Origin of the sequence: Pelomonas sp. Root1237 (genome assembly GCF_001425055.1) — a bacterium.
Lineage (GTDB): Bacteria > Pseudomonadota > Gammaproteobacteria > Burkholderiales > Burkholderiaceae_C > Pelomonas.
On record NZ_LMDK01000017.1, the window covers coordinates 567216 to 589047 of the forward strand.

The 21832-nt window shown below is 69.2% G+C and carries 21 protein-coding genes; 11 read left to right on the plus strand and 10 right to left on the minus strand.

The window, feature by feature from the left end; translation table 11 throughout:
- Positions 1 to 125 precede the first annotated feature (125 nt).
- Entirely contained in the window at positions 126 to 1853 is a 1728-nt protein-coding gene (locus tag ASC91_RS20580; protein WP_056201095.1) for an ABC transporter permease subunit, read from the plus strand.
- Positions 1850 to 3148, plus strand: a complete 1299-nt coding sequence (locus ASC91_RS20585; RefSeq protein WP_056201365.1) for a nitrate/sulfonate/bicarbonate ABC transporter ATP-binding protein — start codon at positions 1850 to 1852, stop codon at positions 3146 to 3148. Before ASC91_RS20580 ends, ASC91_RS20585 begins: the two co-directional genes overlap by 4 nt.
- Before the next feature lies 1 nt (position 3149).
- Here the strand turns inward: ASC91_RS20585 and ASC91_RS20590 are convergent, their stop codons facing one another.
- On the minus strand, positions 3150 to 3671 hold the full coding sequence (locus tag ASC91_RS20590) for a DUF1697 domain-containing protein (protein ID WP_056201097.1): 522 nt from the start codon (positions 3669 to 3671) through the stop codon (positions 3150 to 3152).
- Between the two features lie 140 nt (positions 3672 to 3811).
- On the opposite strand from ASC91_RS20590, the gene ASC91_RS20595 reads away from it, so the two are divergent.
- From ASC91_RS20595 to ASC91_RS20605, 3 genes are all read left to right on the plus strand, one after another.
- A complete protein-coding gene (locus tag ASC91_RS20595; protein ID WP_082532857.1) occupies positions 3812 to 4582 on the plus strand; it encodes a DUF1521 domain-containing protein in 771 nt (256 codons plus the stop codon).
- 12 nt (positions 4583 to 4594) lie between these two features.
- The gene (locus tag ASC91_RS20600; RefSeq protein WP_056201100.1) at positions 4595 to 5692 is read left to right on the plus strand and encodes a hypothetical protein; all 1098 of its coding nucleotides are present in this window, start codon (positions 4595 to 4597) and stop codon (positions 5690 to 5692) included.
- A 64-nt stretch (positions 5693 to 5756) separates the two neighbouring features.
- The gene (locus ASC91_RS20605) at positions 5757 to 6410 is read left to right on the plus strand and encodes a hypothetical protein (RefSeq protein WP_157281884.1); all 654 of its coding nucleotides are present in this window, start codon (positions 5757 to 5759) and stop codon (positions 6408 to 6410) included.
- A gap of 41 nt (positions 6411 to 6451) precedes the next feature.
- Here ASC91_RS20605 and ASC91_RS20610 read toward each other — a convergent pair whose 3' ends face one another.
- From ASC91_RS20610 to ASC91_RS20650, 9 genes are all read right to left on the minus strand, one after another.
- Entirely contained in the window at positions 6452 to 7174 is a 723-nt protein-coding gene (locus ASC91_RS20610; RefSeq protein WP_056201114.1) for a DUF6683 family protein, read from the minus strand.
- Between the two features lie 26 nt (positions 7175 to 7200).
- On the minus strand, positions 7201 to 8925 hold the full coding sequence (locus tag ASC91_RS20615; protein ID WP_056201117.1) for a hypothetical protein: 1725 nt from the start codon (positions 8923 to 8925) through the stop codon (positions 7201 to 7203).
- A gap of 4 nt (positions 8926 to 8929) precedes the next feature.
- Positions 8930 to 9907, minus strand: coding sequence for a hypothetical protein (locus tag ASC91_RS20620; RefSeq protein ID WP_056201120.1), 978 nt, complete (start codon positions 9905 to 9907; stop codon positions 8930 to 8932).
- A 98-nt stretch (positions 9908 to 10005) separates the two neighbouring features.
- Entirely contained in the window at positions 10006 to 11016 is a 1011-nt protein-coding gene (locus ASC91_RS20625; protein ID WP_162247831.1) for a hypothetical protein, read from the minus strand.
- A 98-nt stretch (positions 11017 to 11114) separates the two neighbouring features.
- Positions 11115 to 11822, minus strand: coding sequence for a hypothetical protein (locus ASC91_RS20630; protein WP_157281888.1), 708 nt, complete (start codon positions 11820 to 11822; stop codon positions 11115 to 11117).
- A 427-nt stretch (positions 11823 to 12249) separates the two neighbouring features.
- On the minus strand, positions 12250 to 12939 hold the full coding sequence (locus ASC91_RS20635) for a DUF6683 family protein (protein WP_056201130.1): 690 nt from the start codon (positions 12937 to 12939) through the stop codon (positions 12250 to 12252).
- Positions 12936 to 13589 carry a GNAT family N-acetyltransferase gene (locus ASC91_RS20640; protein WP_056201132.1) on the minus strand — a complete coding sequence of 218 codons (654 nt, stop codon included), beginning with the start codon at positions 13587 to 13589 and terminating at the stop codon, positions 12936 to 12938. Before ASC91_RS20640 ends, ASC91_RS20635 begins: the two co-directional genes overlap by 4 nt.
- Positions 13586 to 13879: a flagellar biosynthetic protein FliO gene (locus ASC91_RS20645; RefSeq protein WP_056201134.1), complete on the minus strand. Its 294-nt coding sequence runs from the start codon at positions 13877 to 13879 to the stop codon at positions 13586 to 13588. Before ASC91_RS20645 ends, ASC91_RS20640 begins: the two co-directional genes overlap by 4 nt.
- Positions 13880 to 13883: 4 nt before the next feature.
- A complete protein-coding gene (locus tag ASC91_RS20650) occupies positions 13884 to 15101 on the minus strand; it encodes a flagellar biosynthesis protein FlhB (protein ID WP_056201137.1) in 1218 nt (405 codons plus the stop codon).
- A 378-nt stretch (positions 15102 to 15479) separates the two neighbouring features.
- Here ASC91_RS20650 and ASC91_RS20655 point away from each other — a divergent pair, with 378 nt between their 5' ends.
- The 6 genes from ASC91_RS20655 to ASC91_RS30055 are packed head-to-tail and all read left to right on the plus strand — an operon-like array spanning position 15480 to position 21733.
- On the plus strand, positions 15480 to 16166 hold the full coding sequence (locus ASC91_RS20655; RefSeq protein ID WP_162247832.1) for a lytic transglycosylase domain-containing protein: 687 nt from the start codon (positions 15480 to 15482) through the stop codon (positions 16164 to 16166).
- Positions 16163 to 18166, plus strand: coding sequence for an FHIPEP family type III secretion protein (locus ASC91_RS20660; RefSeq protein ID WP_082532860.1), 2004 nt, complete (start codon positions 16163 to 16165; stop codon positions 18164 to 18166). Before ASC91_RS20655 ends, ASC91_RS20660 begins: the two co-directional genes overlap by 4 nt.
- The gene (sctC, locus tag ASC91_RS20665) at positions 18163 to 19992 is read left to right on the plus strand and encodes a type III secretion system outer membrane ring subunit SctC (RefSeq protein ID WP_056201142.1); all 1830 of its coding nucleotides are present in this window, start codon (positions 18163 to 18165) and stop codon (positions 19990 to 19992) included. Before ASC91_RS20660 ends, sctC begins: the two co-directional genes overlap by 4 nt.
- 4 nt (positions 19993 to 19996) lie before the next feature.
- A complete protein-coding gene (locus tag ASC91_RS20670) occupies positions 19997 to 20998 on the plus strand; it encodes a hypothetical protein (protein WP_157281892.1) in 1002 nt (333 codons plus the stop codon).
- A gap of 46 nt (positions 20999 to 21044) precedes the next feature.
- Positions 21045 to 21344 carry a hypothetical protein gene (locus ASC91_RS20675; RefSeq protein ID WP_056201148.1) on the plus strand — a complete coding sequence of 100 codons (300 nt, stop codon included), beginning with the start codon at positions 21045 to 21047 and terminating at the stop codon, positions 21342 to 21344.
- Positions 21341 to 21733, plus strand: coding sequence for a hypothetical protein (locus ASC91_RS30055; RefSeq protein ID WP_056201151.1), 393 nt, complete (start codon positions 21341 to 21343; stop codon positions 21731 to 21733). Before ASC91_RS20675 ends, ASC91_RS30055 begins: the two co-directional genes overlap by 4 nt.
- Positions 21734 to 21832 lie beyond the last annotated feature (99 nt).

Consider the following 21832-nt stretch of genomic DNA (forward strand, 5'->3'; position numbering starts at 1 on the left):
AGAGCTGCAACCAGTCGTAGTTCTTCGGCGCAGCGCTGCAAGCTGGGCGCAAGCTCCGGGGCGGCGCGCTTCACACCCGCCTTACGTGCCCGGACTAGGCTGCGCGGTCCTGTTCGCCCGCCACCATGTCCGACCGTCGCTTCTTCCCCCGCCCCGCCGTCGAGGCCGCGTTCAATCGCTGGGATTGGGCGCTGCTGCCCCTCGTCCTGGCGGTGCTGGTGCTGCTCGCGATGGCCGCGGCGGCGATGGCCCGATCCTTCCACCTCGGCGTGCCCCTGCCGCTGAGCCTGGACGTCGCCTACCTGCCCTATTACCTGCTGCGCACGACGCTGCGCATGTTCCTGGCGCTGGCCGCCTCGGTGGTGTTCGCCTGCGTGTTCGCGGTGCTGGCGGCCAAGGTGCGTGCGGCAGAGAAGGTGCTGGTGCCGCTGCTGGACATCCTGCAGTCCATCCCCATCCTGGGCTTCCAGGCGATTGCCGTCGCGCCCTTCATCGCGCTGTTCCCGGGCAACCTGCTGGGCGTGGAGCTGGCGGCCCTGTTCGCCATCTTCACGAGCCAGGCCTGGAACATGGCCTTCAGCCTCTACCAGTCGCTGCGCACGGTGCCGGGCGAGCTGCAGGAGGCGGCGCGCATCTTCCAGCTGTCGGGCTGGCAGCGCTTCTGGCGGCTGGAGCTGCCCTTTGCCATGCCCAACCTGCTGTGGAACATGATGATGAGCATGAGCGGCGGCTGGTTCTTCGTCGTCGCGTCGGAAGCCATCTCGGTGGCCGGCCAGGATATCAAGCTGCCCGGCGTGGGCTCCTACATCGCCGTGGCCATCGAGGCGCGCGACCTCGGCGCCATCGGCTGGGCCATCGTCGGCATGCTGGTCGGCATCCTGCTGTACGACCAGCTGTTCTTCCGCCCGCTCTTGGCCTGGGCCGACCGCTTCCGCTTCGAGGAAGGCAGCAGCGAGCAGGCGCCCCAGTCCTGGCTGCTGACCTGGCTGCGCCGCACCCAGCTGCTGCAGCGCCTGGGGCAATGGCCGGGGCGCTGGATCACGGCCAGTTTCGCGCCGCTGAAGAAGAGCTACGACGGCCGCTCCATCCGCGCGCGGCCTGAAGATCCCAACCCGCTGTGGGCCCGCGCCTGGGATGCGCTGCTGGCCGCCCTGGTGCTGTTCGCCGTCTGGCGTCTGGTCAGCTTCATCCACACCGAGGTGGGCTGGGGCGAGGCGGCGCATGTGTTCAAGCTGGGCCTGTACACGCTGGCGCGCGTGCTCGCGCTGATCGCCGTGGCGTCGCTGATCTGGGTGCCCATTGGCGTGTGGATAGGCCTGAACCCGCGCATCGCCGGCCGCGTGCAGGCGGTGGCGCAGTTCCTCGCGGCCTTCCCGTCCAATCTGGTCTTCCCGGTCGCCGTCCTCGTCATCGTCAAGTACAGGCTCGACCCCGACCTCTGGCTGTCGCCCCTCATCATCCTGGGCACGCAGTGGTATCTGCTTTTCAACGTCGTGGCCGGCGCGTCGACCATCCCGACCGAGTTGCGCCTGGCCGCCAAGAACCTGGGGCTCAAGGGCTGGCTGGCCTGGCGGCGCTATCTGCTGCCGGCCATCTTCCCGAGCTTCGTCACCGGCGCCATCACGGCCAGCGGCGGCTCCTGGAACGCCAGCATCGTGGCCGAGTACGTGAGCTGGGGCGACACCCACCTGCAGGCCCAAGGCCTGGGCAGCTACATCCAGCAGATGACGACGGCGGGCGACTTCCCGCGCATCGCTTTAGGCATCGGCGTCATGTGCGTCTTCGTCATGGCGATGAACCACTGGGTCTGGCGGCGTCTCTACCGTATCGCCGAGGAAAGGATGCATTTCTGATGACGACGTTGATCGAACTGAAGGGCGTCGCCAAGGGCTTCAAGTCCAACGACGGCAGCCTGCGCTCGGTGCTGGAGGGCGTGGACTTTCGCCTCGACAAGGGCGAGATCGTCGCGCTACTGGGCCAGAGCGGCTCGGGCAAGAGCACGCTGCTGCGCATCATGGCCGGGCTGATCCCCGCGGACGCTGGCGACGTGCGCTACGGCGGCCAGCCACTGTTCGGGCCGGCGGCCGGCATCGCGATGGTGTTCCAGAGCTTTGCGCTGTTCCCTTGGCTCACCGTTCGGCAGAACGTCGAGCTCGGGCTGGAGGCGGCCGGCGTGCCAGCGGCGGAACGTGAGCGCCGCGCGAACGAAGCCATCGAGCTGATCGGCCTGGCCGGCTTTGAGGGCGCCCTGCCGCGCGAGCTGTCAGGCGGCATGCGCCAGCGCGTGGGCATGGCGCGGGCCCTGGTCATGCAGCCGGCCGTGCTGCTGATGGACGAGGCCTTCTCGGCCCTAGACGTGCTGACCGGCGAGCGCCTGCGCAACGAGATCCTCGACCTCTGGGACGGCGGCCAGATGCCCACGCAGGCCATGCTCGTCGTGTCGCACAACATCGAGGAGGCCGTCATGATGGCCGACCGCGTGCTGATCTTCGCCAGCAACCCGGGCCGCGTGCGCGCCGAGCTGCCTATCACGCTGCCGCGCCCGCGCCGCGCCGACAGCCCCGAAGTGCGCCTGCTCATCGACGAGGTCTACCGGCTGATGACGAGCGCCACTCACGTGGCCGGCACCGTCGAGGAGGCGCCCAAGCCGCATCTCAGCGACCGCCTGCCCGAAGCCGACGTCGGCCGCATGGAGAGCCTGCTGGAGCTGCTGGCCGACGAACGCTTCAATGGCCGCGCCGACCTGCCCCAGCTGGCCGAGGAGAGCGAACTCACCGACGAGGCCATGCTGCCGCTGGCCGACGCGCTGCACCGCCTGGGCCTGGCCCAGCTCAGTGGCGGCGACCTCATCGTCACGCCGCTGGGCCAGCGCTATGTCGAAGGCGGCCACGAGTTCCGCCGCGAGATCTTCGGCCAGCAGCTGCTGGCGCATGTGCCACTGGCCACCTTCATCCGCGCCAGCCTGGAGCAGGAAGCCCACGGCGAGCTGAAGGAGGAGCCCTTCCTGAAGCTGCTGATGGACAGCATGGACGCCGCCGAGGCCGAGCGCGTGCTGCGCGTGGCCATCGAGTGGGCGCGCTATGGCGAGGTCTTCGAGTACGACTTCCACACCGGCCTGATTCACCTGCCCGAGTCGGGCGAGGACTGACTCAGGCCGCGGCGCACTTGGCCACGGTGTCCCAGGTGCGTGTCGTGATGGTCTTGCCGAAGGTCTTCTCCAGCAGGTGCATGAAGACCGGCCCCTTGGCCTCGGGCACATAGCTGCAGAACACCTCGCCGCCGTCCAGGCCCAGGATGCAGGCTTCGCCGTGCGTCACCGGCAGCTCGACGGGGCTCTCGGCAAGCGGCTCGCGCAGGAAGGTGACGACGCGCTTGGACCCGGGCTTGAGCTTGAAGGCGGCGAAGGGATCGGCCTTGATCAGCTGCTGCAGATGGGCCGTCGACCGCACGGTGGTGGCGAAGCTGTAGCCCTGGCCGTCCAGCATGGCCTTCTCGGCGCGTTTCTGCAGCGTCGCGATGGCGGCGGAGCGGGGCGTTGAGAACACGACGTTGCCGCTGCTCAGCAGCGTCTTCACGTCGGTGAAACCCGCCTCCTCGAAGCAGCGCTTGAGGTCGGGCATCTTGGCGTTCATCGGGCTGACGCCGCGAAGCAGGGCGACATAACGGGGCATGGGTGCGAAGTATGACCCCGCGCTTGCGGCCAACCCTAGCTGCGGCTGCCCCGAATTGCGGGCGGCCGCAGCTAGCGGGCCTGGCCGAGTCCGAATGCAATGGCAACGCGACTGAGACACACCCCTGAGGAGAACGCGCCATGACCACCATCCAGACGGCCAGCAGCACCTCGCTGACCGCCACATCCTCCGTCCCGAACACCAACCCGACCCACGCCAGCACCCAGATGAAGGGTGGCCAGGCCGTGTTCGAGAACGACAACTACCGCATCACCGCCGGTGACAACAACACCGTCAACATCTTCAACAAGAAGACCGGCGAGACCTACAACATCTGGGGCGACCCGCACGTCAACATCGACGGCAAGCATGCCTTCGACTTCTACGGCACCACGACCTTCAAGCTCGAGGACGGCACCAAGGTCACCATCGAGACCACGCCCTGGAATGCCGGCAACGGCATGACCCTCGCGAGCAAGGTCGCCATCACGAACGGCGACTACGGCGTCGAGATCAGCGGCGTGGACACCAACAAGGTCGGCGATCTCAAGATCGACGAGGCCGCCGGCTGGGGCGCCGTGCTTGACTGGACCCACAAGGACGGCAATGTGCTTCAGGAAAACCCGGCCGGCGCCGGCTTCCTGGGCGTGGACGCCAACGGTGACATCCACAAGGTCGACCAGGCCTACATGAACAAGACCGACCTGCAGCTGAACCCGGGCCTGGACCCAGCCACGCAACAGCGCGGCAGCGATTTCCTGCGCAACGCCCTCAGCCTGTTCAGTGGCCTGCTGTCGGCGTCGCTGAGTGGCGCCTTCCTGGGCTCGCTGTCGGATGCCGGCGAAAGCCGTTCGCACTCGACGCGCGACGCCCACCGGTTCTCGCTGACCGTGATGCGCCTGGACTTCTGAGCGGAGGCCGCCATGCTTGCAGTTGATGCAGTTTCGAGCGGCCGGCAGACGCCGGTCGCCCGCGATCCCGCAGCGGAGGTCGTCAGCCGGGCGACCGACCCACGTACTGGCGTTGTCGACACCCAGCGCCTGGCGACCTGGGTGGTCGACGCGCGCAAGAGCGACCCGCAGGCCGCCGAGTCGGCGCATGCCGCCATCGAGCAGCACCTGCTGGCCTCGGGGCACCCCGGTGACGTGGCCCACTACAACCAGGATGTGTTGCAGGCCGCGCGCCAGAGCCTGCTGCCCGACCATGCACCCGGCGGCCTCTGGGCGGCCGGCCAGGGCATGCTGCAGCAGGGCAGCAAGCTGCTGATCGACAACCCCATCCTGATCAAGCGATGGGAAGCGACGACCAGCGCCTGGACGGGCAAGGGCGGTTTCACGCGCGGCCTGACCGAGCTGCTGACCAGCAACGGCATCCAGGTCGGCCAGACCGTGCATGCACCGCCGCCCGGTTCGCTGGGCCGCACCTCGGGCATCGCTTCGCCGGTGGCCAACAACACCAACGGCGCGCTGGCTCGCGACGCGATTGCCGACCGCTGGCGCGCCGCGGGCGCCCAGGTGCGCACCGAGGTGCCGGTGCAGAACGGCGCGCGCGTGGTGGACGTGGTGGCCGAGCCCCCGGCGACGGACCCGCGCATGCGCCAGCGCATCGACGTCGAGTCCAAGGTGGGCCGCACGGCGCTGGACAGCGACATCCGTGGCCAGGTGGCCCGCGATGTCGAGGCCCTGAAGGTCAACCGTGGCCTGCGCGGCGCCGGCCAACTGCTGGAAGGCGTGGGCAAGGTCGCCCGGCCCGTCGGCGTCGTGCTGGATGCCATTTCGCTCGGCCAGGCCTACCAGGCCGACGGCAACCGCATCGGCGAGAACACCGGGCGCACCGCCTCAGGCGTGGCCGGCGGCGCCCTGGGTGGCTGGGGTGGCGCGGCCCTGGGCGCGACCATCGGCACGGCCATCTTCCCCGGCGTGGGCACGGTGGTTGGCGGCATCATCGGCGGCATTGGCGGCGCCATCGCTGGCGATGCTGGCGGCCGTGGCATCTTCGATACGGTAAAAGGCTGGTTCTGAACCGGGCTTGTTCCGAATGGACGGCCTCTCGAGGCCGTCCATTTTTCTTTCGCGCTTGCTGACCATGCCGAATCTGATCCAGCGCTGGCTTGCCGGCACTAAAGCGTCCACCTGGGACCTGAGCGACTACCCCGCCTATGAGCTGCCTCACCCCGGCTCCGGCCGTGCGCTGAGCGAGAGCCAGGCCCAGGCCAACTGGGCCTACTTCCAGGCCACGCTGAACGAGCGCCAACGCCTGCTGTGCGACTGGCTGCTGGCGCATGAAGGGCCCGATCCGCAGGCACTGCAAGGCGTGGTCTATGCCAAGGCCTTGAACGCCTGGGCCAAGGCGCATTGGCCGCAGCTGCCCGCCTTCGCCAGCCTGCCTCAGCACAAGCCCTGGCCGGACTGCCAGCGCAGCGGCCCCTTCATCGTCAACAGCCTGCTGGGCGACCTGGGCGTGAGCCTGGGCGAGGCGATCCGCCACGCCAACGGCGACTGGCACTGGGGCCTGAACATGGATGCCATCGACCTGGCCGACAACATGGCCACGGCGCGCCGCGTCGTGCTGCTGGCCGACCTGAAGCACCCGACGCCGCAGGCCCGTGAGGCCGTGCTGGACCTGGAGGCCCTGCTCTTCGCGGCCCACCGTTTCCCGGATTCGCCGGATTTCGTCTACCTGGACTCCTGGACCCGGACCGTGGCCGACGCGATCGCCGGCGGCTATCACGACACCTGAGGCCGGCCGCCGTGGCGGCATGCCTGCTGAGCCGCCCTTCCTCAGCGCGCCACCAGCCCTTGCGGCCCGATCTGGATGCGCTCCACCCCCAGCCCCAACGCCGCCTCGAGGTTGGCCTTGGCCGCATTGCGGAAATTGACCTCCTCGTTGGGGTTGGGCTTGCTGTTGAGGTGCTCGCGGTAGACCACCATGAAGGTGCCCACCATGGCCAGCTGCTCGAACATCGCGCGCTTGGCGGCCGGGCTGCTTTGGGTGAAGGCGGCGTTCTGGCCCAGCATGCGTTGCATCTGCAGCACCAGGGACTTGAAGTGCTCGTCGGGCACGGGCTGCTGCATGAAGGCGGTGTAATTGCCGGCGATGAAGGCCGCCACGCCGGCTGCGGCGTCATTGGGCGTCAGGCCGAGCTGGGTCTCGAGCTTCTGCCAGAAGACGAAGGACTCCTCATACGCCTTGGTCATGGCGCCGCGATGCGCCGCGGGGAAGCGCTGCGCCAGCTCGGTGGCCGACTGGCGCACCTGCGCCGGCCCGTTGGTGACGAGGGGCGCGTTGAGGGCGGCCAGCGCACTGGCCGAGGTGACTGCGGGCGCCGCGCTGAACACCGGAGCGGCGGGTGCCGCGCCGCCACCCGCACCGGGCTTGGCGAGCATGGTGCGCATCTGCTCGGCCAGGCTGATCGAGGGGGCGACCTGAGCCGTGGCCGCGCCGGCAGCGCCGACCAGGGCCGCCAGGGCCAGACGAAGAGCAAGGGATCGCAGTCGGGGCATTTGAAACTCCAGTGGAAAGGTCGGGGTCATTTGTCGAGGACGAGGCTGCCGCTGCCCATGTAGACGGTCTTGTTGTCGTCGTGCACGGGAAAGCTGAGCAGGCGCTCCTGGTGGCCGTCGTCGTAGTCGAGGGTGAGGACGAAGCCGCTGAGCTGGTAGCGGCCGCGGCGGCCTGCGCCGTCGTCCTGCTTGCGCGAGCTCACCGCGCCCGCCGTGCCAAAGGGCGTGCCCACCGTGCCGCCGCCGGTGCTGCTGCTGCCCTTGCCATCGCCATGGGCCGAGCCGGCAATGACCGTGTTGTTGAGCGTCGCGGCCAACGTGCCGGTGCTGGACAGCGCGCTGTAGCTGCGCTCGAAGCGGCCGTCGCGCATGAAGCGCAACGTGGTGCTGGACGATCTGCCGCCAAGGACCAGGCTGCCGGTGAACGTGCCGCGGGTGAAGGATCCCTCCAGCCGCGTGTCCTTGGGCCAGGGCCGCACGGCGTGATGCTTCTCGGCCTGCCAGGCGCCCGCGGGGCGGCCGTCATCGTCCTGCGGCTGCATTTCGCAAGGGCACGTAGGGCCGCCCCAAGTGCCCTTGACCCCCTCGGGGGGCGGGCCGGGCACGGCTCGGCCCTGGGGGCTGACATCAACCTTGCCGCTGGCGCGCCAGCGGCCCCAGCGCTGCGGCTCCAGCTGGCGCGACGCGGCGACATTGAGCTGGTCGGGCGGCATCTCGGTGCGGTGGTAGACCGTGCCGTCACGCAGCAGGAAGCGCACATCCTCTTCCCAGCGCGTGCCGCCATTGAAGTTGCTTTCGCCGTGGATGACCACGGCCGCCAGGTCCTTCTCCGCCAGGCCGCGGCCCGGCAGCGTCGTCACGCGCTGCAGCACCGCCCGTCTGCGCAGCATCGGCGCCTGCGGCAGCGGCGACGACGTCAGCCCCGCCGGGTTGGCGACCAGGGCCGCGTCGGCCAGGTCCAGGGAGTTGTCGTTCAGCGACGTGACGACGCCGCGCAGCACCACCTCGCGGCCCACCCAGGGCTCGGCGTCGAACTTCAGGTGGATGCGCTGCTCCACATGCCGGTCGCCCTGCTGCTGCACCAGGAAGAAATGCGTCGGGCGGTCGATCTCGCGCGCCACGCGGCCCTTGACATAGATAACGCCGAGCTTGCGTTGCGCCTCCTCCTCGGAGATCACCAGCCAGTGGCCTCGCTGCGCCGTGAGCGCGGGGATCTGGCTGGGCAGCAGGAACTGGCCCCGGGCCGCCTCGGGCGCGATCGCCAGCGGGCTGGGAGGAGCCACCAGGTTGGCTTTCACCAGCGCCAGGGCCACGGCGCGTGCCTGGGGGTAGAGCGTGCTGACATCCATGGCCGGCGATTGCCAGTCGCGCGCCAACGCTGCGCAGGCCTGCTCGGGCGATGGATCGTCCAGCACCCGCTGGCGCATGGGCTCGGTCAGGCGCGTGAACGACGGGATGCTGCTGCTGCGCTGCTGCATGCGGGCCACGACCATGCGCAGCGGGGCCAGCTGGTGCCGCTCGCGCCAGGCCACCCAGGCGTCGCGCATCGGCGCAGCCGACGCCACGCCCATGTCCTCACAGGCGCCCAGCGTGGCTTCGGACATCACGTCCAGGCTGACGGCTTCGACGAGTTGCTGCACCGCCGCGGGATCGCTGGCCAGCGAGCGTGCGTCGGGCACCGACTGCGCGGCGCCGGCCATCAGCAACACGGCGGCGGCGGCCAGCGCCGGCCGAGCAGCGATCAAGGGCATGCCTTCAGCGCGTCCAGGCCGCGAGCGGGCAGCCGACGGTCGTTGTCGAGCCATCGGGCCGTTTCAACGGGAACTGCCGGGCGTCGCCCGAGGGCGGCACGGCCACCACGTTGGACGCAGTAGCCTCGGCGTACCAGACCGTGCAGCTGCCGCGGCAGGTGGCGGCGGTGCAGGACACGCCGGTGTCCTTGGCAAACGCCACATAGCGGCTGTCCGGCGACCAGACCGCGCCGGCGATCAGGTCGTTCCTGGTGAATCGGCGCAGGTTGGAGCCGTCGACGTTCATCATCCACAGATCGACGCCGGCGATCGAACCCGTGTCGCGCATCGCCGCCAGCTGCACGAGAGCCTTGCTGCCATCGGGGCTGACATACACCGCCTCGGGCACGCGCGCCTCGGGCCAGCGCACGGTGGCGACACGCTGCTCGCCGCGGCCCGGCAAGACCCGGCTGATGTCGCCCGAGGGCTGCACGCGCAGCAGCGAGCCATCGGGCATCCACGACAGCGCGTCGGGTGTCTTGCTCGGTTGCGTGGCGTACAGCAGCCGGCGCGAGTCGAGGTCGTAGACGATGGCAGCACGCGGTGCAAAGACCGTCTTGCCCCACGACGCCAGGATCTGGTTGCTGCCCAGCGGCGAGGGGCGAACGCCGTCCGCTACATAGCCGTCGACGACCTGGTCCATCAGCACACTGCGGTCGCTGGTCCTGCGCACCGTCAGGTGGGTTTCGTCGCCGCCGGCGCCCTGCGAGCTGTGGTCCCGCTGGATGAAGCGGCTGCCGTCAGGCCAGGGCGAGCGCCACTTCGCGTTGTCCACCATGGTGGCAGCGCCGGAGTTGGGATTCAGCGCGAACGTGCCCTGCGGGTTGCTGAGGTCGCTGAATGAATGCCAGACCGTGCCTGGCAGCGCAGCGGCAGCCTGCGCGGCCATGACGACACCCAGGCAGGCCAGCGCGGCGGCGAAACGACGACGGTTCTCAGGCATCGGGGGCGAGGGCTCCAAATGGAACAGGCGACTCCAAGAATCGCCTGTCGTTACGGGTGCAATGGCATTGGAGCTCGCCGCGCACCAGCCACAAATCCCTAACGCGTCCAGGCCATGACCGGGCAGCGCAGATCGGTCATCGAACCGTCGGGCCGCTTCGCCGGGAATTTCTTGGCATCGCCGGATGCATCCACGGCCACCACGTCCGTCGCCGAGGCGGGGGCATACCAGACCGTGCAGCTGCCCTGGCAGGTGGCGTCGGTGCAGGTCACGCCGGTGTCCTTGGTGAAGGCCACGAACTTGCTGTCGGGCGACCAGTAGGCCTCGGCGATCAAGCCGTTGTTCGTGAAGCGCTTCAGGTTGGCGCCGTTGGCATCCATCATCCACAGGTCCACGCCGCTGACCGTGCCGGTGCTGCGCAGCGCCGCGAGCTGCACCAGGGCCTTGCTGCCGTCGGGGCTGACATAGACCGCCTGCGGCAGCCGCGATTCTGGCCAGCTGACGGTGGCGACCTGCTGCTCGCTGCCACCCGGCGTGACCTTGCTGACGCCGCCCGAGGGCTGCACGCGCAGCAGGGTGCCGTCAGGCATCCAGGCGACGGCGTCCGGCGTCTTGCTCAGCGGCGTGGCGAAAAGCACCTTCTGCGCGCTGAAGTCCCAGACCACGGCGGCCCTGGGCGCGGCGGTTGTCTCGCCCCAGTAGGCCAGGACCTGGTTGGTGGCCAGCGGCGACGGCGCAAGGCGGGCGATGTAGCCGTCAACGACCTGGTCCACGACCAGGCTCTTGTCGTCGGTCTTGCGCACCGTGAGGCGGGTCTCGCCGCTGGAGCCCTGTGAGGTGTAGTCGTTGCTGATGAAGCGACTGCCATCGGGCGAAGGCACGCCCCACTTCTCGGATTGGACGGCTGTCGAGACCCCGGTGTTGGGATTCATGACGAAAGTTCCCGCCGGATTGCCGAGGTCGCTGAAGGAATGCCAGATATTGCCCGTCAGCGTGGTCGGCGGATCGGGCGTCGGAACGACGGGCGGGGTCGTCGGCGTGGCTTCGTCCCCGCCACCGCCGCCGCCGCCACATCCACTGAGCGCACCGAGGCACGCCAGAACCGTCAAAGCAAGGCGACTGAAGTTTTTCATCTTGGGCAGGAACTGAAAGTTGAAATGCAAAAGGGAGGGGCGATGCCCCTCCTCTTGTTTTCTCAGGTTGCGGCTTATTGCTTGCGAGCCATCGTGCCCAGCGCTTCGCCCAGACCCTTCAGCGCCGTCGTGAAGACGCTGTTCAGGTAGTTGTATTCCTGGCTGGTGGCCTGGAATTGGGTCATCAGCTTGTTGAACTCGTCGGCCTGCTTGCTCTGCTCTTCGGAGCCGGACTTGGCGGCGGACTTGGCGGCAGAGGCGTCGTTGATCTGTTGCGACAGATTGACCATCTCCTTGGCCTTGGCGCCCAGAGCCGAGCCCATCACGGAGGCGATGGCCTGCAGCCAGCCGCCACCGCTGGGCTTGCTGCCCTTGGAGCTGCCGGTGCCTTGCGAGCGCAGCTGGTCGAGCACGCCTTGCACGATCTGGTTGGAGAAGTCGGACTCCCACTGCTTGACGGCGCCGCCGAAGTTTTGCTGGGCCGCACCTTGCGCTTCGTGCGAAACGCCTTGCTGGCTTTGCGAGGTCAGTTGGTTGATGACCTGGCCGATGGTCGACTTGACTTCTTCGCCCAGGAACTTGGGCATGCCGTGTTCCTTGACCAGGGTGTCGACGGCACTGTTGGCGCCGCTGCCGATGGCTTGCTGCAGCATGCCGCCGATAGCCTGGCCGATCATGGCGCCGATGGGGCCGCCGAAGATGCCGCCGACGATGCCGCCCACGGCGCCCAGGATGCCACCCGAGCCACCGCCGCCGAAGATGCTGCTAACTGCTGATCCCATGTTGATCTCCAAAAAAGATTTAGGTTTCGCGGCAGAAGCTGCCGCAGTGATTGATTGACATTCGAGGCATCTGAATTCGGTGGCGACTGAGAAAACACCGGACTCGCTGCGTGTCTTGTCGGCAAGGTTTTCTGATCAAACTCTGCGGCGTTGACGGGTTTCATTAAACGGGGTCGGGCCCCTGCTGCCTATATGCGGCTGCTCCTATTTCTGCGCCAACCGCGCTAGGGTTGGCCGCAGTCCGGGCCTGCCAACACGGCGGCAGCGGGTCGCGTTGCGGCCAGAAAGCCCGCGAGCAAGGCGCAAAGCGGAGCCGGGTTGGGCACCCGGCGAGCATTTGCAACGCCGCGCGCGGGCTTTATGGCCGCAACCCGAAGGGAAGGCCAGCCGCCAGGGACCACTCGGCGTTGCACCACTTGCCCGCATATCAATGCGGGCCGCGCGTTGCGCCTTGATTGGCCCCTGGCGGCTGGCCTTCGCGACCCACTGCCGCCGTGTTGGCAGGCCCACCGTCCAGGTTGCGCAGCACGGCGCACAGCGCGGGCAGGTCCAGGCCGAGCTGGCCTTGCAAGCTGTTGCGGGCCATCCAGGTGGCCGACGCCTGGTGGGCGCCGCCCTGGCGGCTGGCCTGTACCGTCCATTCGCCTAACGCCACGGTCAGCACGGCCAGACGCTCGAAGGCGTCCTGCCGCTGCAGCAGCGGTGCGTCGTCCCACGGCAATTCATCGATGACCCAGGCCTTGACCCATTGGGTGATGGCTTGCCAGCGCTGCGGGCTCAGTGCCTCGTGATCGAAGGCCTGTCGGCATGCGCCCAGATAGGCGGCCAGGGCCACGCCCAGGTCGTCCTCGGCGCGGCCCGGTGCGAGCTGGTTGCGGTAGTGCTGCAGGCAGTGCGTCACCAGGCCGGCCTGGGCACCGGTGCCGAGCATTTCGCTGAGCGCCGCAGCTGCGCCCGTGGGCTCGGCGACGCGGGAGGGCAGGCGCCAGCGCGTGGCGCCGAGCTCGGAAGCCGCATCGGCCTGCGGCGCGTGCGCAAACCGGGACTGCTCCAGGGCCTGGGCCAGACGATGGCCGAGGGCGGATTGCCAGGGGTTGGGTGAAGCGGAAGTGGTCATGGCAGTGCGAGGGCAGTAGGCCGGTGGGAACGCGCAAGGGCGCGCCGGGTCTGGCGCAGGCGTTCGCGGCGGCTGAGGGTCTGGACGGCCGACCAGGTCGTTGCGTCCAGGGCGTGGTAATCGGAAGGCTGGCCTTCGTAGAGCGCGCGGCTGCGAGGCGTGAAGCCCAATGCCTCCAGGCAGACGCGGGCACCGCGGTTTTCAGGGTGGCAGATGCCCCAGACCGTGTGCAGTGCCAGCGTCTCGAAGGCATGGCGCAGCAGCACTTCGCCGCCGCTGAGGCTCAGGCCGCTGCCCCAGTGTTCGGGCCTGAGGCGGCTGCCGAGTTCAGCGTCGCCAGGCCGGATACCCAGCTGCACGGTGTCAGGGCTTGCCTGCAGGGGCATGAGGCTGAACCAGCCGGCGAACTGTTCCTCGGCAGCGCTCAGCGGCACGGCGCAACGCCAGATGCCCAGGCCAGGATGGCGGCGATAGAAGCCTGCCAGGCAGGCCGCGAATTCCGCGGCCCAACGTGCCTCGTGCAGGGGCTGTTCATCGGGCAGCAGCTCGCGCACCCGCGCGTCGGCATGCAGGCCCTGGATGTCGGCCGCATCGCTCGCGACGAACTCGCGCAGCAGCAGCCTGTCGCAGCGATGGGAGAAGGCCATCATGCTTCGCGATCCAGCTTGGCGTCGGCTTGCGGCCAGCGCGCCAGCAGATTGATGCCGCCCGCCGTGACGCCCAGCATCCAGCGCTCGCCGGCATGGTCGAGCAGCACCACACGCTCACGCGCACCAACGGGCAGGGCGCGCACGAAGCGCAGCGCCTCGCCGTCCTCCGCCGGGTTGCGCCCACCCAGGCCCTGCAGGCGCCGCCAGCCGCGGATCAGCAACCAGGCCAGCAGCAGCACGAAGGCCAGGGCGGCCACGGTGCTGGCGAGGTTGAGCATCAGGTTCTGCATGGCATCAGTCGTCTTGGGCGGAAACGACGCGCGGGTCCACGTCGGGGTGGCGCGTCAGGTCTTCGCCGGGCGCGGGTCGCGCGCGCGGCGGCTCGGCAGGCACCTCGTCGCGCCGATGTGGGTCGGCGCGGGCAGCCTCCCACTTGAGCTGCTCGCGCACGCCCTCGGCCCAGACGATGACCTCGGCCAGCACGTCGAACAGGTCGGGCGGGATGACTTCGCCCTCCTCGCAGCGCGCCAGCAGCTCGCGCGCCAGCGGCACATTGCGCACGATGGGCACGCCGGCGTCCTCGGCAGCCTCGCGCATGGCGCGGGCGACGTGGTCCTCGCCCTTGGCGCTGACGGTGGGCACGGGGCAGCGGCCGGGCTCGAAGTCGATGGCGATGGCCACATGCGTCGGGTTGACGACCAGGGCGTTGGCGCCGCGCGCCGCCGCCTGCTGGTTGCGCTGGCTCCACTCGGCATGGGCCTGCTTGCGCTGCTGCTTGAGATGCGGGTCGCCTTCGCTCTCCTTCATCTCCTGCTTGATGTCGCGCATGCTCATGCGCAGCTTCTTGGTGAAGCGATGCCGGGTCCACATCGTGTCGAGGAAGGCCACGCCGGCAAACACGCCCACCGTCCAGGCCAGGGTCTTGACCGTGCCCTCCCAGACCAGGCCGCCGAGATGCTGGGGTGGCCTGTCGGTGCCCGAGGCCAGCCGCATCGCGTCGGGCAGCAGCAGCCGCGCCACCGCCCAGCCTATGCCCAGCAGCAGCGCCGTCTTCAGGATGCCCTTGATCAGCTCGACCAGGTTGTCCATCGAGAACATGCGCTTCAACCCTTCGGCCGGGTTCAGGTGTTCGAGCTTGGGCGCCACCTTCTCGAAGGCCAGCACCGGCCCGGCCTGCAGGAACTCGATCAGCGTGCCCAGGACCGCCACGGGGATGACGAGCAGGGCCACCAGCAACAGCGACAGTTCGACGCTCTGCCAGCCCAGCAGGGCGGCGACATGGCCGAAGCCTTCCTCGCGCCAGCCGGCCGACACGCGCGCGAACAAGGCCTCGCACAGGGCTGCAATCCGCTCGCAGGCCATGCGCATGCATAACGCGCCCATCACCAGCCAGACGAGCAGCGTCGCCGTGCTCGTCAGCTCCTTGCCCTTGGCGATATCGCCCTTCTTGCGGGCGTCTAGCAGGCGCTTCGCTGTGGGCTGTTCAGTCTTGTCGCCGCTGTCGTCGGCCATGGGTCCCTAACACCTATTTCTAGGGGGTGCAAACGGGGTTTGTGAAAACTTGTTTTCAGCACCGTGACCAGACCTACTTCTAGGGGGCCTTTCACCCCGCTGCGCACAGGGTGGTTGGCACGGCGCGACCGAACGATGCCCGGTCTCAGATTGCGACGGTGCAGCAGTTGTTTCCACGCGTAAACGTGGGGGGCAGCCTCTTGCATACAAAGGAGCAATGTCTACGGGTCAGTCAGTTACTTCTGCTTGCAATGGTCAACAAGCCGGCAAGGCTTGCCCCCATAGTCCGCCCGGTCCAAAAAGCAGGGAAGACAAGTGTTCGGACTTCAACGGATCTGCCAGGTCATGGCGACCGGTGCGTTATGTGCGGCCCCGCTGATGGGGGCATTCGCCGCCGCGCCGAACTGCCCGTCCCCTTCCGCCGAGGCGTTGCTGGATGCCGCGCCGGCCGCAGGCGCCAGCGGCTTCGCGCTGACCGAAAGGCTGTGCCTGGCCACCCTCGTCAGGAGCCGCTCGGCGCCGGTCGAAGTGCCCGAGCCGGAAGTGCCGGCTGCCGAGGTGCCGCCCCTTGCTCCCGTGGCGCTGCCGCCGGCCCCGGCCGTGATCCGCCCTGCACCGGTCCGTGACGCCGCCGCGCAGGCCCGCATCCGCGCCCTGGCGCCGCTGATGGCCGAAGTGGCCCAGCGCCATGACATCGACCCCCTGCTGCTGCATGCCCTGGCCCACATCGAGTCACGCCACCAGAGCCAGGCCATCTCGGCGGCCGGTGCGCGTGGGTTGATGCAGGTCATGCCCGCCACCGGCCGTGGCCTGGGTGTGGCCGAGGCGGAGCGCGCGCTGCTGAGCCCCGAGACCAACCTCGAAGCCTCGGCCAGGTACCTGAAGCAGCTGCAGGCCCGCTTCGGCAACGACCTGCGCCTGGTGCTGGCCGCCTACAACGCCGGCGAGGGTGCCGTCGAGCGCCACGGCCGGCGCGTGCCGCCTTTTGCCGAGACCCAGGCCTATGTGCGCAATGTGATGGCCGTCTACACCGAGTTGCGCCGTCGCTTCGGAGTTCAGGCATGAGTGCCGTGAAACGGCCCGACGGCCTCTCGGGCTACTTCGCCGCGGCCGACCAGCCGCGCGAGGGCCTGATCGCCCGCTTCAGCGACCTCTTCCTGGTCGCCGGCATCGTCGCCATCGTCGCCCTGATGGTGCTGCCCCTGCCGCTGTGGCTGATCGACCTGCTGGTGGCCGTCAACATAGCCTCGGGGCTGGTGCTGATCCTGATCGCCGTCTACGTGGCCGGGCCGCTGGAGTTCTCGGTCTTTCCCAGCGTGCTGCTGATGACCACGCTGTTCCGGCTGGCCCTGTCCATCGCCACCACGCGGCTGATCCTGCTGCATGCCGACGGCGGCCACATCATCGCCACCTTCGGCAAGCTGGTGGCGGGCGGCAACCTGGTGGTGGGCCTGGTGGTCTTCCTCATCATCACGGTGGTGCAGTTCATCGTCATCGCCAAGGGCGCCGAGCGCGTGGCCGAGGTGGCGGCGCGCTTCTCGCTGGACGCCATGCCGGGCAAGCAGCTGTCCATCGATTCCGATCTGCGCTCCGGCCTCATCGACAAGGACGAAGCCAAGCGCCGCCGCCGCACGCTGGAGCTGGAAAGCAAGCTGCACGGCAGCCTCGACGGCGCGATGAAGTTCGTCAAGGGCGACGCCATCGCCGGCATCATCATCATCCTCATCAACCTGCTCGGCGGCCTGGCCATCGGCGTGCTGCAGCAGGACCTCAGCATGGGGGACGCGGTGCACCGCTACTCCATCCTGTCCATCGGCGAGGGCATGGTGGCGCAGATCCCGGCCCTGCTCGGTGCGATGGCCGCGGGCCTGCTGGTGACGCGCACCAACGACGACGAGAACGACCGCCACCTCGGCGACGCCATCCGCAAGCAGCTCGGTGCCAAGCCACGCGTGCACCTGATGGCCGCCGGCATCTGCCTGCTGCTGGCCACCGTGCCGGGCTTTCCGCCGCTGGTGTTCGGCCTGCTGGCCGTCGTGTTCGGCGCGGCTGGCATGCTGCTGATGCCCAAGGGCCGCGACTGGCTGACCCGGCGCATGCCCCAGCTCAGCCCGCGGCGCGGCAAACCCGAGGCCGGCGCTTTCAAGACGGCGCAGCTTCGCGTGCGACCCTCCGTGCCGCTGCTGCTGGAGCTGCCGCAGTCCATGCTCGGTGACGGTGGCCTGGCGGTGACGCGGGCCATCGAGGCGATGCTGGACGAGCTGCAGCTCGACCAGGGCCTGCCGCTGCCGCGCGTGGCCCTGCACGGCCGCCTCGGCCGCGAGGGCTGGCGCCTGCTCGCGCATGAGGTGCCACTGTCCGAAGGCGGCCAGGCCGGTGACGCCGCGGCCCTGGCCGAGCTGGTGCGCCAGGCTCTGCGCCGCAACGCCTCGCTGTTCATCGGCATCCAGGAAACCAGCGAGCTGCTGACCCGCGCCCAGGCCGAACTCGCCGATGTGGTCAAGGAAGTGCTGCGCGCGCTGCCGGTGCAGAAGGTCACCGAGGTGCTGCGCCGCCTCGTGTCAGAGGAAGTCTCGATCCGCAACCTGCGCGACATCCTGGAAGCGCTGGCCGATGCCAGCCAGCGCGAGAAGGATGTGCAGGCCCTGACGGAGATGACGCGCATCGCACTGCGTCGCCAGACCCACCACCGCATCTGCCCCAGCGGCGAGCTGCAGGCGCTGATGCTGTCGCCCGAGCTGGAGGCGCTGCTGCGCCAGAACCTGCATGTCAGCGGCGGCGCTACCCAGCTCGCCATCTCACCCGACGTGGCGCGCCAGCTCGCCGCCGATGTGCAGGCCCAGGTCGAGGCGCTGCGACCGCAGGCCCTGGTCTGCGCCGTCGACCTGCGCTGGCATCTGCGCAAGCTCATCGAGACCGAGTGCTTCGACACCCCCGTGCTGTCCTTCCACGAACTGCTGCCGACGCTGCGGCTCACGCCGCTGCACCACCTGCCCCCGCCGGGGTCCAGTCCCAACGCTTCAATTCAGGCGCCTTCCCCACAGGCAGCACTGCTCGCCGCATGACCTCAAACCTCAAGATCGCCGCAGCCACCATGCTGCTGCTGGCCCAGACCCTGCCGCTGTCCGCGGCGCCGCTGCCGGAAGGGCTGCGCGCCGTCAAGCTGGAGGCGCGCGACCAGCCCATCGAGCAGTTCCTGCAGGGCCTGTTCTCGGGCAGCGACATCCCCGTCGTCGCCAGCGGTGTGCAGGGCCAGGTCAATGGCCGCTTCGAGGGCACGCCCGCCAAGCTGCTGCGCGACCTGAGCCGCGCCTACAACCTGCTGAGCTACTACGACGGCGGCGTGCTCTACATCGCACCGGCCAGCGACACCCAGACGCGCAGCTACCTGCTCACGCCCGCTGCCGCCTCGCAGGTGCAGCGCGCCGCACAGGCCCTGCAGCTGCCCGATACGCGCAACACGCTGAAGTTCAGCGACGACGGCGCCCTGCTCGCCGTGGGCGCCAAGCGCTTCGTGCAGCAGGTCGACGAGCTGGTGCGCCAGGTGCGCCCCGGCACGACGGCTGTGGCCATGAAGTCCTGGGCGCCGCAGCAACAGCAACCGCTGCCCGACTACCGCATCTTCTACCTGCGCTATGCCTGGGCCCAGGACGTGCCGATGAGCTTCGGCGGCCAGCAGACCACCTTGCCCGGCGTGGCCAGCATCCTGCGCTCGCTGGTCGGCCAGCCCAGCAAGGCCCGCGTCATCCCGGCCGCCGACCCCACCCGCGCCCAGGGCAGCCAGCGCGCGCGGGGCGGCGCGATGCGCGGTGCGGGCAACACCACGACGCTCGGCCTCGTCGACGACGCCGCGCCCGGCATGCGCGGCACCGACACCCTCGTCGCGGCCCTCACCCAGGTCGGCTACGGCCAGCCCGGTCAGGACACCGCCGAGCCGGCGGCGCCACCCGACTTCGCGCCGCGCATCGAGGCCGACCCGCGCCTGAACGCCGTCATCGTTCGTGACCTGCCCGAGCGGCTGGAGCGTTATGCCGCCCTCATCAAGTCGCTGGACGTCGAGCCCCAGTCGCTGGAGATCGAGGCCACCATCATCGACATCAACACCGACCGCATGCGCGAGCTCGGCATCAACTGGCGCTACAACCACGGCCTGTCCAGCCTGATGTTCGGCAACGGCACGGCCAGCGACAACCGCCTCAACGGCCAGGTCGATCCGACGCCCACCAACAAGGGCGGCGTCATCTCCGCCGTCATCGGCGACCGCTTCCCCTTCGTGGCCCGCATCACGGCCCTGCAGAGCGACGGTGCGGCCAAGGTCGTCAGCAGCCCGCAGGTCGTCACGCTGTCCAACGTCGAGGCGGTGTTCGACAACAGCTCGACGTACTACGTGCGTGTCGCCGGCCGCGAGGACGTCGACCTCTTCAACGTCACCGCCGGCACGCGGCTGCGCGTCACGCCCCATGTGTTCAAGGAAGGCGACGAGCCGGCCCGCATCAAGCTGCTGGTGCAGATCGAGGACGGCGGCCTGACCGGCCAGAGCGTGGACAACCTGCCCATCGTCGAGCGCTCGGGCATCAACACCCAGGCCCTGATCTCCGAAGGCGAGAGCCTGCTGATCGGCGGCATGGTGCGCGACAGCTCGACGGCCGGCGTCGACAAGGTGCCGGTGCTGGGCGACATCCCGCTGCTGGGCAACCTCTTCAAGACCCAGCGCAAGGGCGGCCAACGCATCGAGCGCATGTTCCTCATCACGCCACGCCTGGCCAGCAGCAAGGCCGCGGCCGACGTGATGGAAAGAGCCCGCCAACCGCTCGCCAATCCGGCCAGCCCGGCCAGCTCGGCCGCGCCCACCGGGCCGACCGGCAGCGAAGGTGCTGCGCAGCAGGAGTGATGCCATGAAGTCCCATCTCCCCGCCTCGATGCTCGAACTCCGCGTGCTGGCCGGCCGCCAGCTCGGCGCGCGTGCCCGGCTGGACGCGCAGCACGACCTGCTCGTCTGCGGCCTGAACTCGGCCAACCAGGCCGACACCCAGTTCGCCGACATCCTGCTCGCCAGCGAGATCGACTTCCAGCTGCGCGTGATCCCGTCCGGTGCCGGCCGCGTCAGCCTGCAGCTCGTCTCCGGGCATGCCGTGCTGGCCGAGAGGGCCCTGATGCCGGGAACCGCCATCCACGCCTGGGCGCCGGGCCAGCCGCTGCAGCTGGGTGATGCAATCGTGGCCTACGGCCCGGCCGACCAGGACTACTGGCCCGAGCCGGTGCTGCATGACGGCCCCGAGCTGCCCGCCAGCGAGCGCGCTCAAGGCATGCGCGCACCCACTGCCGCGCCGCGCGCCCGCCCCGTGCTCGAAGGTGTGCTGACGGCGCTGGGCCTGGTCATGGTCATCGGTGGCGCGTCGTTGGCCTGGCGTGGCGGCACGCTACGCGAAGCCGGCCAGGTCGTGGCCAAGGTCGTACCGCCTGCCCAGGCGGCCACCGCTGCAACTGCGCCCGACCTGCTGGCCAGTGCAGTCGAGGTCTTCCGCCTGTACGGCATCGCCGCGCAGGCGGCCTGGTCGCCCGAAGGCGAGCTGGTGCTGCGCACGCAGGAGCGCGACGCCACCCGGGTGCAGGCCGCCGCCGCCGCGGCCAAGCGCGACATCGCCCACCTGCCGGCGCTGCGTATCGACAACCGGCCGCCGGTGGCCGCGGCCGCTGCGCCCGCTCCGGCGCCCGACGATCCGGCCAAGCGCCTCGTGGCCGTCGTTGACAACGCCGACAGCCCCTACTTCATCACCGCCGACGGCAGCCGCTACTTCAGCGGCGCCCTGCTGCCCAGCGGGCACCGCGTCGTGCAGATCGCCGAGCGCGCCGTCATCGTCGAGCGCGATGGCCAGCAAACGCGGCTGACCCTCTGACCCCTGTTTCGCCCACTTTCCCCAACCCTCCCACAAGGAGACTCCCATGTCCAACGCACTTCTCAACACCCTCGCCGCCGCACCCGTAAACGGTTCCACGGGTGGCAAGACCAACGGCGGCGGCTCCTGGTTCGAAGCCATGGCCGATGCCTGGGGCAAAGCCCTGGACAAGCAGGCCGGCGACATCGAGACGGCCTCCAACGCGATGAACAACGGTGGCGACACGCCCTCCGCCGTGACCGAGTTGACCGCCATGTCGCTGAAGATGAGCTTCCTGGCCAGCAGCTCGCACACCGCCGTCTCGACGGTCGGTTCCGCCCTCGAAACGATGGCGCGCAAGCAGTGACACCCGGCCTCGCCATCGCCCCCCCGGTGGCCGACGTCCAGCTCGGCGCAGGGGCTTCGCTGTCCAGCCTTGGCCAGGTCGCGCCGACGGCCGACGTGGCGGGCTTCGAGCGCGCCATGGCGAGCGCGGTGCAGCGCCTGGGCCCGGCCGAGTCGCCCGCCCAGGCCATGCAGCGTCTCGTCCAGCCGCTGGACCACATCAACGCCGAAGCGTCGTCGCTGGGGCGCGACGCCCGCCTGGCGGCGGCTTCGGGCCAGGAACTGACGCCGGGCGAACTCGTCAACCTGACGGTGCGCTGCCAGGAGTTCATGTTCCATTGCCAGCTGACTTCGAACATCGCCAATCGGACGTCAGAGGGTCTGCAACAGCTGTTCAGGCAGCAGTCTTGAAATGAACTCCAAACAAAGCCACAGAGACACAGAGGCACCGAGAAATGCAATTTCCCTGCTGTCTTCTCTGTGCCTCTGTGTCTCTGTGGCTGTGCCTGA

Bases quoted from the DNA above. Each gene is read 5' to 3' on its own strand.
- ASC91_RS20580 (WP_056201095.1), top strand. From the start codon at position 126: ATGTCCGACCGTCGCTTCTTCCCCCGCCCCGCCGTCGAGGCCGCGTTC.
- ASC91_RS20590 (WP_056201097.1), bottom strand. From the start codon at position 3,671: ATGCCCCGTTATGTCGCCCTGCTTCGCGGCGTCAGCCCGATGAACGCC.
- ASC91_RS20595 (WP_082532857.1), top strand. From the start codon at position 3,812: ATGACCACCATCCAGACGGCCAGCAGCACCTCGCTGACCGCCACATCC.
- ASC91_RS20600 (WP_056201100.1), top strand. From the start codon at position 4,595: ATGCTTGCAGTTGATGCAGTTTCGAGCGGCCGGCAGACGCCGGTCGCC.
- ASC91_RS20605 (WP_157281884.1), top strand. From the start codon at position 5,757: ATGCCGAATCTGATCCAGCGCTGGCTTGCCGGCACTAAAGCGTCCACC.
- ASC91_RS20610 (WP_056201114.1), bottom strand. From the start codon at position 7,174: ATGCCCCGACTGCGATCCCTTGCTCTTCGTCTGGCCCTGGCGGCCCTG.
- ASC91_RS20615 (WP_056201117.1), bottom strand. From the start codon at position 8,925: ATGCCCTTGATCGCTGCTCGGCCGGCGCTGGCCGCCGCCGCCGTGTTG.
- ASC91_RS20620 (WP_056201120.1), bottom strand. From the start codon at position 9,907: ATGCCTGAGAACCGTCGTCGTTTCGCCGCCGCGCTGGCCTGCCTGGGT.
- ASC91_RS20630 (WP_157281888.1), bottom strand. From the start codon at position 11,822: ATGGGATCAGCAGTTAGCAGCATCTTCGGCGGCGGTGGCTCGGGTGGC.
- ASC91_RS20635 (WP_056201130.1), bottom strand. From the start codon at position 12,939: ATGACCACTTCCGCTTCACCCAACCCCTGGCAATCCGCCCTCGGCCAT.
- ASC91_RS20640 (WP_056201132.1), bottom strand. From the start codon at position 13,589: ATGATGGCCTTCTCCCATCGCTGCGACAGGCTGCTGCTGCGCGAGTTC.
- ASC91_RS20645 (WP_056201134.1), bottom strand. From the start codon at position 13,879: ATGCAGAACCTGATGCTCAACCTCGCCAGCACCGTGGCCGCCCTGGCC.
- ASC91_RS20650 (WP_056201137.1), bottom strand. From the start codon at position 15,101: ATGGCCGACGACAGCGGCGACAAGACTGAACAGCCCACAGCGAAGCGC.
- ASC91_RS20655 (WP_162247832.1), top strand. From the start codon at position 15,480: ATGGGGGCATTCGCCGCCGCGCCGAACTGCCCGTCCCCTTCCGCCGAG.
- ASC91_RS20660 (WP_082532860.1), top strand. From the start codon at position 16,163: ATGAGTGCCGTGAAACGGCCCGACGGCCTCTCGGGCTACTTCGCCGCG.
- sctC (WP_056201142.1), top strand. From the start codon at position 18,163: ATGACCTCAAACCTCAAGATCGCCGCAGCCACCATGCTGCTGCTGGCC.
- ASC91_RS20670 (WP_157281892.1), top strand. From the start codon at position 19,997: ATGAAGTCCCATCTCCCCGCCTCGATGCTCGAACTCCGCGTGCTGGCC.
- ASC91_RS20675 (WP_056201148.1), top strand. From the start codon at position 21,045: ATGTCCAACGCACTTCTCAACACCCTCGCCGCCGCACCCGTAAACGGT.